Genomic DNA, 16,852 nt, shown 5'->3' on the forward strand with positions numbered 1-16,852 from the left:
GCCAGTGCAATACCGATGGCGGCCCCGCAAAAACAGGCGAGGACCGGTCGGAGTCGCGCTCGACTTTACGAGTTGTAAATGAGCATTCCGACCGGGCTGGCGCTCCAGCCTGTCTTTAACGCAGCAATGGCAACGCAGGTAGTTTTTCAACGGCCTGTTAGAATGGCTGCATCATTGAATACAAGGAGCAAGGTTACCATGGGTACAGCCAAACGCCTTTTGCTGGTCGGCCTGCTGGCCTGTCTTCCGCTTGCCGCTCACGCCGAGGACCCCGTGTCGGGCGACCCGGACGTGACCATCCGCCAGGACGGCGACCGCACCATTCAGGAATACCGGGTCAATGGTTTCCTCTATGCCATCAAGGTCATCCCGAAGAACGGTAAACCCTACTTTCTCGTTCGCGCCGATGGCAGCGACGGCAACTTCATACGTTCGGACGATCCGGACATGCTGATCCCATCGTGGGAAATCTTTAGCTGGTAAGGCAATTAAGGTCTGATATGTCGGTATTCACCCCCCTGGAGCGTCATGAGCTCGAAGTCTTCCTGGCGCCCTACGGGCTTGGTCGGTTGCGTGATTTCCAGGGCATTGCTGCGGGCAGCGAAAACAGCAACTTCTTCGTCAGCCTTGAGCAGGGTGAGTACGTTCTGACCCTGGTCGAACGCGGGCCAGTGGCCGACCTGCCGTTCTTCATCGAATTACTCGATGTGCTGCACGATGCCGGCCTGCCGGTGCCCTACGCCCTGCGTACACAGGATGGTGAGGCACTGCGCAGCCTGGCCGAGAAACCGGCGCTGCTGCAGCCACGGCTGTCCGGCAAGCATGTGCGCGAAGCCAACGCCCATCACTGTCAGGAAGTGGGTAGCCTGCTGGCGCGGATTCACCTGGCCACGCGTGATGCGCCCATCGAGCGGCGCAGCGACCGTGGCCTGGACTGGATGCTCGCCGAAGGCCCGAGCCAGGCGCTGAAGCTCGATGAGCAGGCATTACCGCTGCTGCGTGATGCGCTGGCCGAGATCATCGAGTTGAAGCCGCGCATCCTCGCCCTGCCGCGGGCGAACCTGCATGCCGATCTGTTCCGCGACAACGTGCTGTTCGACGGCAACCACCTGGCCGGGGTGATCGACTTCTACAACGCCTGCTCCGGGCCGATGCTCTACGACCTGGCCATCACCCTGAACGACTGGTGCTCACACGAAGACGGCAACCTCGACGGCGCTCGCGCCCGTGCGCTGCTGGGTGCTTATGCGGCGCTGCGCCCCTTCACCGCTGCCGAGGCGCAGCTGTGGCCGGCCATGCTTCGTGTGGCCTGCGTGCGTTTCTGGCTGTCACGCCTGATCGCCGCCGAATCGTTCGCCGGGCAAGAAGTACTGATTCATGATCCGGCCGAATTCCAACGGCGCCTGGCGCAGCGCCAGCAGATCAACCTGCCCCTGCCATTCGCGCTGTAGTGGGATCGACGCGTTTCGTAGGGTGGGTTAGCCGCCTGTGACACATTGCTGAATCACACTCTGTGCCTGCGGCAGCGTAACCCACCGTCGGCGCAACGCCATCCATCGCCCGGTGGGTTACGCGGCCACGCCCCGTAGGGTGCGCCGTGCGCACCAATGTCTTTGACCGCCAGCCGGTGCGCGTGGCGCACCCTACGAGACCGGGCCCGTAGCCCGGATGAAATCCGGGAAATGCTGGTGATGGTGGTGCGCAGTGCACCCGGCGGATCAGCTACCCGAAACCAGCCCCGGCAGTTGTGCCGCCAGCTTGGCGTTATTGATCGGCGCGCGGATGAAGCCACGCTGGGTGCCGTCCGGGCCGATGATCACCAGGTTGCCGCTGTGATCGACGGTGTAGTTTTCCTTGCTGGTGTCAGCCGGGATGTAGGGAATGCTCACCGAGTTGGCGAATTTCTGCAGGGTTTCCTCTTCGCCTGTCAGGCCTTTGAAGCCCGCATTGAAGAAGCCCAGATACTTGCTCAGTTGCTCCGGCGTATCGCGATGGGGGTCCACGCTGACCATCACCACGTTCAGCCGTGCACGGGTTTCTTCGGGCAGTTGAGTCTGCAGCTGGCGCAGCTGGGCGAGGGTGGCCGGGCAGATATCCGGACAGAAGGTGTAGCCGAAGAACAGCAGCGTCCAGTCGCCCTTGAGCTGATCCACCACGACCTCCTTGCCGTCCTGGTCGATCAGGCTCAGCGCTGGCAGGCTGCGGTTCTGCGGTAGAAGCACGATACCGGCATCGAGCAACGCCGCCGGGTCACCCTGGCTCTTGCTGTTGAGCACCTTGTTGACGGTCAGGCCCAGCACCAGAGCAACGATGGCAACGAGGACGAAAACAGTGGTATGAGTACGCGTCATGAAACCCCTCAGCAAGCCGTTGAAAAACTACCTGCGTTGCCATTGCTGCGTTAAAAACAGCCTCAAAATGCTCATTTACAACACGTAAACTGCGCTTTTTCGGCTGTTTTTGCCTTGCACTGGCTGCCTCGCCAACGTTTTTAAACGGCCTGCTAGATATTCAGCAGCAGGTAATGATCCGCCAGCAAAGCGATGAACAGCAGAAACAGGTACCAGATACTGTACTTGAAGGTGTTGATCGCCGCGTGCGGTTTGCTGTCACGGTACAGCACCCAGGCCCAGTGCAGGAAGCGGCCACCGAGCAGCAGGGCGCATACCAGATAAAGTGGCCCGCTCATGTGGATGGCGTAGGGCAGCAGGGTCACCGCGAACATCACCAGGGTGTAGAGCAGGATATGCACCTTGGTGTAGTGCTCGCCGTGGGTGACCGGCAGCATGGGGATGTCCGCCTTGGCGTATTCGGCCTTGCGATGAATGGCCAGGGCCCAGAAATGCGGCGGCGTCCAGGCGAAGATGATCAGCACCAGCAACAGTGGCTCGGCGCTCAGGTGGCCGGTGACGGCGACCCAGCCCAGTAGCGGTGGTGCCGCGCCAGCCAGGCCGCCGATGACGATGTTCTGCGGCGTAGCGCGCTTGAGAAAGCCGGTGTAGATCACCGCATAACCGAGCAATGAGGCAAGGGTCAGCCAGGCGGCCAGCTCGTTGGTGAACACCATCAGCAGGCTCATGCCGGCGATGGCCAACAGCAGCGCGAAAGTCAGCGCCGCAACCGGCGAGACCCGCCCGGCAGTGACCGGACGTTTGTGCGTGCGCGCCATGATCGAGTCGATACGTCGATCCACCACGTGGTTGACCGCAGCCGCCGCGCCGGCACACAGGCCGATGCCAAGGTTGCCGAACAGCAGCACCGTCCAGGGCACACCGGCACGGGTGGCGAGGAACATGCCGACCAGCGAGGTGATCAGCATCAGCATCACCACCCGTGGCTTGGTCAGCTCCAGATAATCTCGCCAGGTAGCATGTTCGGCGTGAGCTCGCAGCATTGTCGCCATGGCACTTCTCCCTGAATCGTTATTTGCCGGCCTGAAGCAGACCGTTGGACGCAAGAGACACGCGTGCACCCGCGAGAGCGGATGCTTCGCGAGTAGCCGCAGAAACAGCCCTCAGGCGATAGTTGATCAGCACCATCACCAGCAGCAGGGCCGCGCCACCTGCGTTGTGCGCTACCGCCACCAGCAGCGGCAGATGGAAGATCACGTTGCTGATGCCCAAGCCGACCTGTACGGCCAACGCCAGCAGTAGCAGACCAGACAAGCGCGACAGTCTGGCTGCATGCAGTCGCCAGGCCAGTACCAACAGCGCCAGCGTCACCAGTAGCGCCCCGATGCGGTGACTCATGTGAATGGCGGTGCGCGCATCACTGTCGAGCTGTCCGCCCAGGTAGTTGGGGCCGATGTGCTGGGTCAGGTGAAAGCCCTTGCCGAAATCCATCGCCGGCCACCACTCACCGTGACAGGTGGGCAGGTCGACGCAGGCAACCGCAGCGTAGTTGGAGCTGACCCAGCCGCCGAGGGTGATCTGCCCGATCACCAGCAGCAGGCAAGCCGCCGCCAATGTCCGCAGGGGCCCAGGCAGCTGCAGCGGGGCGAAGCGTCCAGACAGGCGCAACGTGAGCAAGGTCAGCAGACTGAGCGTGGCGAAACCGCCGAGCAGATGAGCGGTGACCACCTGCGGCCACAGCTGCAGGGTGACTGTCCACATGCCGAAGGCGCCCTGCAGGATCACCAGCGCCAGAATCGCCAACGGCAACCTGAGCGGCTGGGTTGGCTCCGCGCGACGGCGCACGGCCTGGGCTGCAATGACGAGAATCACCAACCCCAGTGCACCGGCAAAGTAACGATGGATCATCTCGTACCAGCCCTTGGCGACCTCTACCGGGGCCTCGGGAAATCGCGCCTCGGCGATGGCCTGCTTGTGCTCGCTCATCGGCACGCCGAGAAAACCGTAGCAACCCGGCCAATCCGGACAACCCAAACCGGCATGGGTCAGTCGGGTATAGGCACCTAGCAGCACCACCACCACGGTCAGGAGGGTCGCGAACAGCGCTAGACGGTAACCGGGCTTGTGCATGTCTGACTCCTTGGGCACTGGGCGTGGCGCTCTGTCGATATGGAGAGGGCGCGCCGTCAACCGATCAGGGAAATTTTCAGCAGGTAGCGCAGATCATCGAGAATGTCCTTGCCCTTGCTGCCGGCCGGATAGCGCAGCACCAGATTGCCGTGTGGGTCGACCAGCCACAGCTGTGCACCCGGTACCGACTCGGCGGCCTTGTCGTAGGCCTGCAGATCCAGCCGATAGCGTCCAAGCTGCGGGTACTCACGCTTGAGCGTGGCGTCGTACTCGGCCGGCAATGGTTCGGCCAGCGCCAGGCCGTGACTGGCGCGGGCGGTCTCGCGATTGAGACCGATCTGGATCTGCCGCGCCAGGTAGACCAACTGCTGACAGTCGGCCCCACATGCGCCCGGTGCCGTCACCAGAATCTGCCACAGCGGTTCAACTTCACCCTGCACGCCGAGATCGGCAAGGGTGCGCCCATCGCCGACCAGCACACCGTGGTAGCTGCGCGTCTCCGGTACCCAGAAGCGCCACTGGTACATGGCGCTGGCCAGGAACATCGGGCCGATGGCAATGGCCAGGATCAACAACAACTGTAGGCGACCACGCCCCTTGCGCGGTGCCTCAGGCATGGCGATGGCTGGGTTCATGACGATGCTCCCGTGCATTGTGAATTCCGAGATAGATGAACAGGCCAAGCAGCGCGGCAGCCAGGGAGAACCACTGCACCGCATAGCCCAGATGCTTGCTGGGGCTCATGGCCACGATTGGCCAGTCGACGCGATAACTGGCAGGCCCGGACTCCAGGCGCACCTCGAAGGGCAGGCCACCGCGGCCAAGCTGACGCCAGAGGCTGTCGGCCTCGACCTGCGTGATCAGTCGCGGCCAGCCTTCGGATGCCGCGCCGGATCGCAAATTCAGACCGCCAGAGGGCGCCACGTAGACCCAGGCAGTGAGTTGCAGCACGCCATCGAGGCTGTCGAAGTGCGGCGGCGTGCGCCGGTCCGGCCAGGGTAGCCAGCCACGATTGAGCAACACCCAGAGTCCGCTGGACTGATCGTAAAAAGGCTGCAGCAACTCGACACCGGCATGACCATCACGAATGCGGCTGTCTAGCAGCAGGCTGTGCTCGATATCAAAGTGTCCACGCAGTTGAACGCGGCGGTAGGCGGGATCACGCATGGGCTCGAGCTGCTCGAGGCTGATCGGTTCGGCCTGGCGCCGCGCCTCGAAACTGGCCAGCAGCAGGCGCTTTTCATCGCCACGCTGGAGCTGCCAGAAGCCCAGCCACAGCAACCCCGGCAGCAGCAGGGCAACCAGCAGGCTGGGCAGCCAACCGGGACGGAAGGCGCTCATTGCGCCCTGCCGTTACGATCAGGGTTGCTGGCTATACTGCACTGCATCACTCGAATCCCCCGGAGTCTCACATGCTCAAGGCCGCGATCGTCCTCATGCTGCTGGCAACCATCGCCAGCCTGTTCAGCGGCCTGTTCTTCCTGGTCAAGGATGAGGGCCATGGTTCCCGCGTGGTTGGCGCGCTGACTGTCCGTGTCGGCCTGACCGCCATTACCGTTGCCCTGGTCGCCTGGGGCTTCTACTCAGGGCAACTGGTGTCACACGTTACGTGGTAGCCCCTCTACAGTACGTAAACGAAGACGAACAAGCCCAGCCAGACCACATCGACGAAGTGCCAGTACCAGGCGGCCGCCTCGAAGCCGAAGTGCTGATCGGCACTGAAATGCCCGCGCGTGATGCGCACCAGCATCACGATCAGGATGATGGTGCCCAAGGTCACATGCGCGCCGTGGAAGCCGGTGAGCATGAAGAAGGTGGCGCCATAGATGCCTGAGCCCAGGGTGAGCCCCAGCTCGGTATAGGCCTCGATGTATTCCTCGACCTGAAAGAACAGGAACGCCAGCGCCAGCAAGATGGTTGCGGCCAGCCAGGCCTTGAGCGGGCCACGGTGGTTCTTCTTCAACGCATGGTGAGCGAAGGTGATGGTGACGCTGGAGGACACCAGCAAGATGGTGTTGACCAATGGCAGATGCCACGGATCGATCACTGCGCTGGGTGGTGGAAACAGCTTGGAGTCGGGGTTCTGCAGCAATGGCCAGCTGTATTCGAAACCTTCCCATAGCATGTTGGCCACGCCCTTGTCGCCCTCGCCGCCAAGCCAGGGCCCGGCCCACGTGCGAACATAGAACAGGGCGCCGAAGAAGGCGGCGAAGAACATCACCTCGGAGAAGATGAACCAGCTCATGCCCCAGCGAAAGGAACGGTCCATCTGCGCGCTGTAAAGACCGCTGCGACTTTCCTTGATGACGTTGCCGAACCAGCCGAACAGCATCCAGGCCAGAATCAGCCCGCCGGCGAAGAAGATCAGTGGCCCGTTGGAACCCTCGCGGCCCGCCGACAGATCGTTGAACCAGGTGCCAACACCGTAGAAGCTGACCAACAGGCCGATGGTGGCGACGATAGGCCACTTGCTCTGCGCCGGTACGTAATAGTTCTCGTGACTTTCGTGACTCGACATTGTTGTTCTCCTTATGGAGCCTGTGCCACTGGCGGTTTGCGCGCGGTGATATCGAACAGGGTGTAGCCCAAGGTCAGGTGCTTCACGTCCTTGGGCAAGTCTCTGTCGACGATGAAACGCACCGGCATTTCGATGCGCTCGCCCGGTTGCAACACCTGCTGGGTAAAGCAGAAACACTCGGTCTTGTGAAAGAAGGCCGCCGCCTTCGAAGGCGATACGCTGGGAATCGCCTGTGCGCTCATCGGCTGGTCACTGGGGTTGTAGGCGACGAACAGCATGTCGCGCGACTCACCCGGGTGAACCAGTATCTCGTCAGCCTGCGGGCCGAACTCCCAGACCATGCCGGCGGCGTTGGTGGCGAGAAACTGCACGCGCACCTGACGCTGCTCGTCCACCATCTGCTCACCCTGGTAGGCCCCGGCCGTCTTGCCGTTGATGCCGAACACCCGGCACATGGCGTCGTAGAACGGCGGCAGGACGAAGATGCCGAAGCAGAACATCACCACGACCACGAGCAGCAGACGGGTAACCAGGCGACGAGTCGCGATGACCTCGCTCACGGCGGACCTCCTACTTCACTTCCGGTGGTGTGCTGAAGGTGTGATAGGGCGCCGGTGACGGCACCGTCCACTCCAGGCCTTCGGCACCGTCCCAGGGTTTGGCCGGAGCCGGCTTGCCGCCGCGGATGCACTTGATGACGATGAACAGGAACAACAGCTGAGTTGCCCCGAACATGAAGGCGCCGATGCTGGAGACCATATTGAAGTTGGCGAACATCATGTTGTAGTCGGGAATACGCCGTGGCATGCCGGCCAGGCCAACGAAGTGCATCGGGAAGAACGCCAGGTTCATGCCGATGAAACTCATCCAGAAATGCAGCTTGCCCAGGGTTTCGTCATACATATGGCCGGTCCACTTGGGCAGCCAGTAGTAGGCCGAGGCGAAGATGCCGAAGATCGCACCGGGCACCAGCACATAGTGGAAGTGCGCCACCACGAAGTAGGTGTCGTGGTACTGGAAGTCCGCCGGGGCGATGGCCAGCATCAGCCCGGAAAAACCGCCGATGGTGAACAGGATGACGAAGGCCACCGAGAACAGCATCGGCGCCTCGAAGGTCATCGAGCCCTGCCACATGGTGCTGGCCCAGTTGAACACCTTCACCCCGGTGGGCACGGCGATCAGCATGGTGGCGTACATGAAGAACAGCTCGCCGGTCAGCGGAATGCCGACAGTGAACATGTGGTGCGCCCATACGATGAACGACAGGAAGGCGATCGAGGCGGTGGCGTAGACCATCGAGGTGTAGCCGAACAGCGGCTTGCGCGCGAAGGCCGGAATGATCGAGCTGACCGCGCCGAAGGCGGGCAGGATCATGATGTACACCTCGGGGTGGCCGAAGAACCAGAACACGTGCTGGAACAAGACCGGATCACCACCGCCAGCGGCGTTGAAGAAGCTGGTGCCGAAGTGGATGTCCATCAGCATCATGGTCACGCAGCCAGCCAGTACCGGCATCACCGCGATCAGCAGGAAGGCGGTGATCAGCCAGGTCCAGACGAACAGCGGCATCTTCATCAGGGTCATGCCGGGGGCGCGCAGGTTGAGGATGGTGGCGACCACGTTGATCGCCCCCATGATCGAGCTGATGCCCATCAGGTGCACGGCGAAAATGAAGAAGGTCGTGCTCTCCGGCCCGTAGGTGGTCGACAGCGGTGCGTAGAAGGTCCAGCCGAAGTTCGGCCCGCCACCTTCCATGAACAGCGTCGAGACCAGCAGACCGAAGGCCGCCGGCAGCAGCCAGAAGCTGAAGTTGTTCATCCGTGGCAGGGCCATGTCCGGCGCGCCGATCATCAGCGGGATCATCCAGTTGGCCAGGCCGACGAAGGCCGGCATCACCGCGCCGAAGACCATGATCAGGCCGTGCATGGTGGTCATCTGGTTGAAGAATTCCGGCTGCACGATCTGCAAGCCAGGCTGGAACAGCTCGGCGCGGATGACCATGGCCATCGAGCCGCCCAGCAGGAACATGCAGAAGCTGAACCACAGGTACATCGTGCCGATGTCCTTGTGGTTGGTGGTCAGTACCCAGCGCATCAGGCCCTTGGCCGGGCCATGGTGGTGGTCAGTATGACCGTGGTCGATCACTGCACTCATGTCCTTACTCCTGCGCCTTGGAGAAATCGAGAATGTCCTTGGGCGTGACCATGTCACCGACATTGTTGCCCCAGGCGTTGCGCTCGTAGGTGATGATGGCGGCCAGGTCGACCGGCGACAGCTGCTTGCCGAAGGCGGCCATGGAGGTGCCCGACTTGCCGTTGTAGACGATGTCGATATGGCCCTCGGCAGCCCCCTTGGCGATGGCTGAACCCTTGAGCGCCGGGAACATCGGTGGCAAACCTTCACCGGTAGGCTGGTGGCAGGCTGCACAGGCGGTGTTATAGGCCTTCTCGCCGCGTGCCATCAGCTCTTCCATGGTCCACTCCTTGCTGGTCAGCTCACGCTCTGCGGCAGCGGCTTGCTTGCGCTCGGCCAGCCAGGCGTCGAAGTCTTCCTTGGACTTGGCCTCGACCACCACCGGCATGAACCCGTGGTCCTTGCCGCACAGCTCGGTGCACTGGCCACGGTAGATGCCGGGCTCTTCGATGCGCGTCCAGGATTCGTTGATAAAACCGGGGATGGCGTCCTTCTTCACCGCCAGTGCCGGCACCCACCAGGAATGGATGACGTCGGCGGCAGTGATCAGGAAGCGCACCTTGGTGCCCACCGGCACCACCAGCGGCTCGTCGACTTCCAGCAGGTAGTGTTCGCCCTTGGCTTCGCGGTTGTCGATCTGCGAGCGCGGTGTGGTCAGGTTACTGAAGAACTCGACGTCCTGACCCAGGTACTTGTAGTGCCACTTCCACTGGTAGCCAGTGACCTGGATGTCCAGCTCGGACTCGGAGGTGTCGTAAATCTCGATCAGCGTCTTGGTCGCCGGAATCGCCATCACCACCAGAATGGCCAACGGCACCACGGTCCAGAGAATCTCTACGGTGGTGCTTTCGTGGAAATGCGCAGGTTTCTGGCCCGTAGAGCGGCGGTGCATGATCATTGACCAGAACATGGCGCCGAACACGATCACACCGATCACAACGCAGATCCAGAAAATGGTCATGTGCAGATCGAAGACGGAGCGGCTGACGTCGGTTACACCGGGCGCCATATTGACCGTCCACTGCGCGTGCGCCGAGCCTAATGCCAGCCACAGCAGGAGGCCCATCCAGACTCGTGGATGTCGCATCATTGCGGGTTCCCCTTGATTGTTCTTGTTATCCCGCCGGCTGAGCCTGCGGCTAAGGGATCGACTGCCATGGAGCGACAAGGCGAACTCACTGTTCGCGCACCGTGCTCAACTGCTGGCGACTACTGCCGAAACCTCTCCGTGCCTGAGCTCGTCCGGTTCCATCAGGTACTGCCTTTCGAACTCGAGTATAGACGGCGAGTTTCACCTCGCAACGTGCGCGCAAAAATGGCCGAAGGCGCGCAGGCCTTGTCCTAAACGCCCCGACTGACGCGGGGTGTAGCCGTTCTGATACAGGTCGTTATAGCGAACTCGCATAAGTATGAAAAAATTATGACAATCGCGTCTTAGCCCGACCAAACGGCCGGCTAATGTTCACGCCCATGTCCTGAAATGTAGGAGCCGTCATGAACACCGCCGCCCTTCGTCAATTGATCGCCCAGGCTCGCCAGCAGGAAAGCGGCAGCCAGGCTCTATCGCGCTTGCTGCAGGCTCAGCTGGGTCGCCTGCACCCGTCAATCCGTCTGCCGGAGGAGGATGAGCCGGGGGCGCTGAGCGCATTCGTCATCGCCTATATCGAGGAGGTGCCGGACGTGCTCGACGCGGCTGCCGAAGTGGCGCGCGAAGCGGGAATCGAGGCGGCTGTGAAACCGGTGCTGAAGATCGCCGAGCATTTCTTCCTGCAGCCACCGGCGCTGATGGAGGGCCATGAAGGACTCGAAGGTCTGCTCGACGAGGCCTATCTGGCCCACCGCCTGGTGGAGGAGGTCAATGACCGCTATATCGCCCACCTCGGCCGGCCGCTGATCCCGCTGGACACCACACGCGCCAACCTGATCGCCCACCAGCTGATCGGCGAACCCTTCGCCAACCAGCTCGACGAAGCCGTGCATCATGCCCTGACCGGCATGCTCGACGACGCCAGCTTCGACCTGCCGTCGGTGCAGGCCTATCGTGAGCGCCTGGCTGCACCGGATACCGCATCGGCCTGGCAGCGCTGGCCCTGCCTGTCGCAGCAGTTGGGCGTGGAGCTGCAACTCAAGGCGTGATCGCCAGCAAGATCAGGGTCAAGGTCAGCAGCGAGCCGAGGGTAGAGAACAGGATCGCCCGCGAAACCAGCGCCGCCTGGCGCTGGTAGTACTCGGCGAGCATGAACGGCCCGGTGCCCGTTGGCAGTGCGCTGAGCAACAACGCAGCGTGTGCCCAGAACGGCGGCAGGTCGAGCAGCACGAAGGCGATGAACCAGGTTACCAGCGGTTGCAGCACCAGCTTCAGGGCCACCAACGGCCAGGCGCCTTCGCTCGGCCCGCTCTGCCGCTGCGCCAGGAACAACCCCAGCGACACCAGTGCACAGGGCACCGTGGCTGCACCGAGCAGGCGCAGAAACTCGTCCAGCGCCGAGGGCATCTGCACGCCACCAAACGCCCAGGCAGCACCGAGCAGTGGCGCCACCACCAGCGGGTTCTTCAACAGCGCGGTGACCACCTGGACGATGGCGCCGCCCAGCCCCTTCTTGCTCTGCAGACCCACCTCGATGCACACCACCGCCAGGCCGAACAGCACGCAGACCACCATCAGCGAGGCGATCAGCGCGGGCGCCATGCCGTCCTCACCCAGCACCAGCACGCACAGTGGAATACCGATATAGCCGGTGTTGGCATAACCGGCACTGAGCCCATCGATGCTGGCGTCGACCAGGCTGCCGGTGGTTTTCCAGCGGTACACCAGCGTGACCAGAAACACCGCGAGCATGCCGCCGGTGAAGGCCAGCAGAAAACCGGGCTGCCAGATCTGCGCCCAGTCGGCTTTGGCCGTGAGGCTGAACAGCAATGCCGGCAGGCCGAGCCAGACCACGAAGCGGTTCATCTCCGATGCCGCGGCCGGCCCCAGACGATTGGTGCGCCGACAGATGAATCCGACCAGGATCAGGCCGAAGATCGGCAACAGCACATTGAGAACGGTGGACATCGAACTACGCCAACGACAGGGGAGGACCGAGCCTAGGGGTGCAGGCCGCTCAGGGCAAGTCATGGGCTGTGATTCGACGGCGCCCGCTGGCGTCTAGCAGTGACATGCCGGGCAAGCCCGGCGCCCTCGCGAGCCTGAGCATGCAAGCGCTGTTGAACGAAATTCTCGATGAAGTCCGCCCACTGATCGGCCAGGGCAAGATGGCCGACTACATTCCCGCACTGGCCAGCGTGGCGCCTGATCAGCTGGGCATCGCCGTGTATGGCAACGACGGCCAGGTGCATGTCGCAGGCGATGCACGGACGCCCTTCTCGATCCAGAGCATTTCCAAGGTGTTCAGCCTGGTCCAGGCCATCGGTCACAGCGGCGAGAGCATCTGGCAGCGCCTGGGCCATGAGCCGTCCGGGCAGCCGTTCAACTCGCTGGTGCAGCTCGAATTCGAGCGTGGCAAGCCGCGCAATCCGTTCATCAACGCTGGCGCCCTGGTGATCTGCGACATCAACCAGTCGCGCTACGCCGCACCGGCGCTGTCGATGCGCGACTTCGTCCGGCGCCTGTCGGGCAACCCCGAAGTGACGGTGGACAACCATGTCGCCGAATCGGAATACCAGCACCGCGCGCGCAACGCGGCAGCGGCCTACCTGATGCAGTCGTTCGGCAATTTCCACAACGAAGTCGAGGCGGTGCTGCGCAGCTACTTCAGCTGCTGCGCGCTGCGCATGAGCTGCGTCGACCTGGCGCGTGCCTTCGGCTTCCTGGCCAACCAGGGCTTCTGCCAGCACAGCGGCGAGCAGGTGCTGTCGCCCCGGCAGACAAAGCAGATCAACGCCATCATGGCCACCAGCGGGCTGTACGACGAAGCGGGCAACTTCGCCTACCGCGTCGGCCTGCCGGGCAAAAGCGGCGTCGGCGGCGGCATCGTCGCGGTTGTCCCAGGGCAGTTCAGTGTGTGCGTGTGGTCACCGGAGTTGAACACGGTGGGTAACTCCCTGGCCGGAATAAAGGCGCTGGAGCTACTCAGCGAGCGCATCGGCTGGTCGGTATTCTGAGGTATGTTCGCGGGAGCCGGCGCAATGCTGCGCGGGTGCCCGTTGATCTGCTCTGGAGTGCTTATGTCGATGCCTGAATACCACATGTTCGCCGCTGCGCCTGCGCCGGTTGCACCCTTTTCCCACGCCTGCGAAGCCGACGGCTGGCTGTTCGTCACCGGTCAGTTGCCCATTGATCCGGGTAATGAGTCCGCGCCCCTGCCCGAGGGCATCGAGGCGCAAACCCACAAGACCTTCGACAACCTGTTGGTGGTCTTGAAAGGCCTGAGCCTGGGTCTGGAGAACGTGGTCTCGGCGCGGGCGTTTCTCACCGATTTCTATGGCGACTACGAGCGCTTCAATGCGGTCTACGCCAGCTATTTTCCCGAGGGCAAACGCCCGGCGCGCACCTGCATCGGCACCACCGGGCTGGCGCGCCATGCCCTGGTGGAAATCGACTTTATCGCGCGTCGGCCCTGAGGCTGCAGTAGCCCGGATGAAATCCGGGGAAGGGGGCCAAAGGTGCGCGCAGCGCACCCTACAGCAGCTTGCGGTACTGCACGAATCCCGAGCGCTCACCGATGCGCTCGTACAGCAGCTTGGCCTGGCTGTTGCTCTCGTGAGTCAGCCAGTGCACCCGTGAACAGCCGGCAGCACGCGCCTGCTCAAAAACATGCTGGATCAGCTGACGACCGACGCCGCCACTGCGCTGACCCTTGGCGACGAACAGGTCCTGCAGGTAGCAGTAATCGCCGGTGGTCCAGGTCGAGCGGTGAATGACCCAGTGCACAAGGCCAATGGCCTGGTCACCCTGCCAGGCCAGGGCGGCGCCCATGGGCTCGGCGGGGTCGAGAAAACGCTGCCAGGTAACGGCGCTGGTGTCGGCTGGAATCTCAGTCATGTAGAAGCGCTGGTAGCCCTGCCACAAGGGCAACCAGGCTTCGTGATCGGCAGCAACTACAGGGCGAATGTCGATACTCATCGTCCTTCCTCTGTTTGGGCAGGTGGATCAGTCGCTCATCTCACCACAGAGATCGCGCGCCAGCCAGTGCTCGACCTCGGCTTGTGGCAGACCGGCGCCGAGCAAGGCGAACAGTTTGCCCAGTGCAGCCTCGCGGGTCATACCGCCACAGGACACCAGGCCGACCTCGGCCAGACGGCTACCAGCCGCATACACACCGAACTGCACATGGCCCTGCGGGCACTGGCTGATTGCCGCCAGCACCACGCCGCGCTGGTGCGCCTCACGCAGCACGCTCATCAACTGCGCGTCGCCGGCCGGGCCGGTACCGCTGCCATAGCACTCCAGCAGCAGACCCTGCACGCCGCTGGCCAGCAGGGCTTGCAGATGCCCGGCCTGCACGGCCGGATGCAAGGGCAATACAGCGAGATTCACCGCCTGGCGCGGCTGACGGAAGTCGATCCGCGCATCGACCGTGGCACGCTCTGCCTGACGCTGACGCGGCAGCACCTGGAAGGCATCGAAGGCATCGCTGCGCAACTTCGAACAACGTGCGCCATGCAGCAGCTGGCCGTTGAAGTACAGGTGCACGCCCGGCGTCACGCCGCGATACAGCGCGCGCATGGCGCCGAACAGATTGGGCCAGGCATCGCCGTCGGTCACACCGGCCGGCTGCATGGCGCCGGTCAGCACCACCGGCACATCGAGGCCGAGCAGCAGGAAACTCAGCGCTGCGGCGCTGTAGGCCAGGGTATCGGTGCCGTGCAGCACCAGCACGGCGTCGTGGCCGCCTTTCTGCACCGCTGTGACGATTTCGTCGCGCAACGCAAGCCAGTGGCCGGCGTTCATGTTGGCGCTGTCGATCAGCGGCAGCAGCTCGCGAAAGGTCCATTGCGGCAGCTCGCTGCCGTTCTCGCTGGCTTGTTGCATATGCATGCGCGCTTCGAAACCCGAGGCCGGCGCCAGGCCGTCTGCGCTCATCTGCATGCCGATGGTGCCGCCTGTGTACAGCACCAGGAGTTTTTCTGGGGTCGCCATGGGCTCTCCTCACAAATCACGGGCCTGCGCGACATCCGTTACGTCGCTCACGACTGCCCGAACAATGGCTGCCAAAGGTGGCAGGCAAGAAAAAGGGGGCCTCGCCCCCTTCTTCCATCTGAGTCAGATCAACGCTGGTAGACGCGATCACCGATTTCCGCCTGGTCGGCGGTTTTGCCTGGCTGACTGCCCCAGACGGCAGGGTCTAGATCCAGGTCAGCGAACTGCTTGGCATCCAGCACCGGCGACTCGACGCCCGCCTTGATCTGGCTATCGTAGTCGCGCATCAGGCGCAGGCCCACCTTGAACAACAGCGCCAGGGCAATGAGGTTGCAGATCGCCAACAGCCCCATGGTCACGTCAGCGAACGCGAACACGGTGCCCAGGTCCTGCACCGAACCCCACAGTACCAGGCCGACCACGAGCACACGGTAAATCATCACCGGGCCGCGCTTCTGGCTGAAGAAGCCCAGGGCATTCTCACCCAGATAGTAGTTGTAGATCAGCGTGGTGAAGACGAACAGCAGCAGCGCCAGGCTGACGAACACCCGGCCCCACTCACCGACCACGGCTGCGACTGCGCTCTGGGTCAGCACCACACCGGCCTGCTCCATGCCCGGCTGATACACGCCGGACAGCAGGATGATCAGCGCCGTGCAGCTGCACAGGATCAGGGTGTCGATGAACACGCTGAGCGACTGCACGATGCCCTGCGCGGCCGGGTGCTTGACCTCGGCGACGGCGGCCACGTTCGGCGCACTGCCCAGGCCGGCTTCGTTGGAGAACAGGCCGCGCTTGACGCCCATGATGATGGCCGCGCCGATGCCACCGGCGAAGGCCGGCTCGAGGCCGAAGGCGCTCTTGAAGATCAGGGCGAAGGTGGCTGGAACTTCGGCGATGTTCAGACCGATCACCAGCAGTGCCATGGCCAGGTAGGAGAACGCCATCACCGGCACCAGCACGTCGGCGAACTTGGCGATGCGCTTGATGCCGCCGAAGATGATCAGACCGATCACCACGGTCAGGGCGATACCGCTGGCCAGGGTCGGAACGCCGAAGGTGTCGTGCAGCGAGCTGGCGACGGTGAAGGACTGCACGGCGTTGAAGCCGAAGCCGAAGGTCACCAGTAGCAGGATCGACACGACGATACCCAGCCAGCGCTGGCCAAGGCCGTGCTGGATGTAGAAGGCCGGACCACCGCGGTAGCCGCCATCGGCCTCGCGACGCTTGTACAGCTGCGCCAGCGAGCACTCGAAGTAGCTGGTGGCCATGCCGACCAGGGCCACGACCCACATCCAGAAGATGGCGCCCGGACCGCCGAGCATGATCGCCACCGATACGCCGGCGATGTTGCCGGCGCCCACGCGGCCGGCCACCGACAGCATCAGGGCCTGGAACGAGCTGAGCTGGCCCGGCTGACGCTGGAAGGCCTCGCTGAAAATGCGGAACATGCTGCCGAAGTAGCGGAACTGGACGAAGCGTGAGGCGATGGTGAAGAACAGGCCGAGACCGATCAGCATCACGATCAGCAGCTTGCTCCAGATGAGGTCATTGAGAAGATCGAGCATGGAGGCTTTC

General features: G+C 63.0%; 19 protein-coding genes. 6 read left to right on the top strand and 13 right to left on the bottom strand.

Features of this window, described 5'->3' with window-relative positions:
• The first annotated feature begins 198 nt into the window (after positions 1-198).
• Together GV002_RS11790 and GV002_RS11795 are read left to right on the top strand one after the other, a co-directional pair.
• Positions 199-483, top strand: a complete 285-nt coding sequence (locus tag GV002_RS11790) for a DUF2782 domain-containing protein (protein ID WP_160018549.1) — start codon at positions 199-201, stop codon at positions 481-483.
• Positions 484-500: 17 nt separating this feature from the next.
• Positions 501-1,451 (top strand): homoserine kinase, encoded by a 951-nt coding sequence (locus tag GV002_RS11795; RefSeq protein WP_160018550.1) that lies wholly within the window; start codon positions 501-503, stop codon positions 1,449-1,451.
• 267 nt (positions 1,452-1,718) lie between these two features.
• On the opposite strand, the gene GV002_RS11800 is transcribed toward GV002_RS11795, so the two are convergent.
• From GV002_RS11800 to GV002_RS11820, 5 genes are all read right to left on the bottom strand, one after another.
• Positions 1,719-2,351 carry an SCO family protein gene (locus GV002_RS11800; protein ID WP_160018551.1) on the bottom strand — a complete coding sequence of 211 codons (633 nt, stop codon included), beginning with the start codon at positions 2,349-2,351 and terminating at the stop codon, positions 1,719-1,721.
• 152 nt (positions 2,352-2,503) lie between these two features.
• Positions 2,504-3,394 (bottom strand): heme o synthase, encoded by an 891-nt coding sequence (gene cyoE, locus GV002_RS11805; RefSeq protein ID WP_372241834.1) that lies wholly within the window; start codon positions 3,392-3,394, stop codon positions 2,504-2,506.
• Between the two features lie 28 nt (positions 3,395-3,422).
• On the bottom strand, positions 3,423-4,481 hold the full coding sequence (locus tag GV002_RS11810) for a COX15/CtaA family protein (protein WP_160018553.1): 1,059 nt from the start codon (positions 4,479-4,481) through the stop codon (positions 3,423-3,425).
• A gap of 56 nt (positions 4,482-4,537) precedes the next feature.
• Complete coding sequence (locus tag GV002_RS11815) at positions 4,538-5,116, bottom strand: hypothetical protein (protein ID WP_160018554.1); 579 nt, start codon at positions 5,114-5,116, stop codon at positions 4,538-4,540.
• On the bottom strand, positions 5,091-5,822 hold the full coding sequence (locus GV002_RS11820; protein ID WP_160018555.1) for an SURF1 family protein: 732 nt from the start codon (positions 5,820-5,822) through the stop codon (positions 5,091-5,093). The genes GV002_RS11815 and GV002_RS11820 overlap by 26 nt, the downstream gene beginning before the upstream one ends.
• A gap of 71 nt (positions 5,823-5,893) precedes the next feature.
• Between GV002_RS11820 and GV002_RS11825 the strand changes: the two genes are divergently transcribed.
• Complete coding sequence (locus GV002_RS11825) at positions 5,894-6,097, top strand: twin transmembrane helix small protein (protein WP_021487546.1); 204 nt, start codon at positions 5,894-5,896, stop codon at positions 6,095-6,097.
• Between the two features lie 5 nt (positions 6,098-6,102).
• Here GV002_RS11825 and GV002_RS11830 read toward each other — a convergent pair whose 3' ends face one another.
• The 4 genes from GV002_RS11830 to coxB are packed head-to-tail and all read right to left on the bottom strand — an operon-like array spanning position 6,103 to position 10,282.
• Positions 6,103-6,999 (bottom strand): cytochrome c oxidase subunit 3, encoded by an 897-nt coding sequence (locus tag GV002_RS11830; RefSeq protein ID WP_160018556.1) that lies wholly within the window; start codon positions 6,997-6,999, stop codon positions 6,103-6,105.
• Positions 7,000-7,010: 11 nt separating this feature from the next.
• Positions 7,011-7,559, bottom strand: coding sequence for a cytochrome c oxidase assembly protein (locus GV002_RS11835; RefSeq protein WP_160018557.1), 549 nt, complete (start codon positions 7,557-7,559; stop codon positions 7,011-7,013).
• A gap of 10 nt (positions 7,560-7,569) precedes the next feature.
• A complete protein-coding gene (ctaD, locus tag GV002_RS11840; RefSeq protein ID WP_160018558.1) occupies positions 7,570-9,153 on the bottom strand; it encodes a cytochrome c oxidase subunit I in 1,584 nt (527 codons plus the stop codon).
• Positions 9,154-9,157: 4 nt separating this feature from the next.
• The gene (gene coxB / locus GV002_RS11845; protein WP_160018559.1) at positions 9,158-10,282 is read right to left on the bottom strand and encodes a cytochrome c oxidase subunit II; all 1,125 of its coding nucleotides are present in this window, start codon (positions 10,280-10,282) and stop codon (positions 9,158-9,160) included.
• A gap of 404 nt (positions 10,283-10,686) precedes the next feature.
• Between coxB and GV002_RS11850 the strand changes: the two genes are divergently transcribed.
• Entirely contained in the window at positions 10,687-11,328 is a 642-nt protein-coding gene (locus GV002_RS11850) for a hypothetical protein (RefSeq protein ID WP_160018560.1), read from the top strand.
• Here the strand turns inward: GV002_RS11850 and GV002_RS11855 are convergent.
• Entirely contained in the window at positions 11,318-12,247 is a 930-nt protein-coding gene (locus tag GV002_RS11855) for an AEC family transporter (RefSeq protein ID WP_160018561.1), read from the bottom strand. The two genes, GV002_RS11850 and GV002_RS11855, sit on opposite strands and share 11 nt — an antisense overlap.
• Before the next feature lie 140 nt (positions 12,248-12,387).
• On the opposite strand from GV002_RS11855, the gene glsB reads away from it, so the two are divergent.
• Positions 12,388-13,296: a glutaminase B gene (gene glsB, locus GV002_RS11860; RefSeq protein ID WP_160018562.1), complete on the top strand. Its 909-nt coding sequence runs from the start codon at positions 12,388-12,390 to the stop codon at positions 13,294-13,296.
• Between the two features lie 63 nt (positions 13,297-13,359).
• Entirely contained in the window at positions 13,360-13,755 is a 396-nt protein-coding gene (locus GV002_RS11865) for a RidA family protein (RefSeq protein ID WP_160018563.1), read from the top strand.
• Between the two features lie 58 nt (positions 13,756-13,813).
• Here the strand turns inward: GV002_RS11865 and GV002_RS11870 are convergent, their stop codons facing one another.
• From GV002_RS11870 to GV002_RS11880, 3 genes are all read right to left on the bottom strand, one after another.
• Positions 13,814-14,257: a GNAT family N-acetyltransferase gene (locus GV002_RS11870; RefSeq protein WP_160018564.1), complete on the bottom strand. Its 444-nt coding sequence runs from the start codon at positions 14,255-14,257 to the stop codon at positions 13,814-13,816.
• Between the two features lie 27 nt (positions 14,258-14,284).
• Positions 14,285-15,274 carry an asparaginase gene (locus GV002_RS11875; protein WP_160018565.1) on the bottom strand — a complete coding sequence of 330 codons (990 nt, stop codon included), beginning with the start codon at positions 15,272-15,274 and terminating at the stop codon, positions 14,285-14,287.
• Between the two features lie 128 nt (positions 15,275-15,402).
• Positions 15,403-16,842 (bottom strand): alanine/glycine:cation symporter family protein, encoded by a 1,440-nt coding sequence (locus tag GV002_RS11880; protein WP_160018566.1) that lies wholly within the window; start codon positions 16,840-16,842, stop codon positions 15,403-15,405.
• Between the last annotated feature and the right edge of the window lie 10 nt (positions 16,843-16,852).

The organism is Pseudomonas sp. 8O (genome assembly GCF_902506495.1).
In the GTDB taxonomy this organism is placed as follows: domain Bacteria; phylum Pseudomonadota; class Gammaproteobacteria; order Pseudomonadales; family Pseudomonadaceae; genus Aquipseudomonas; species Aquipseudomonas chaetocerotis.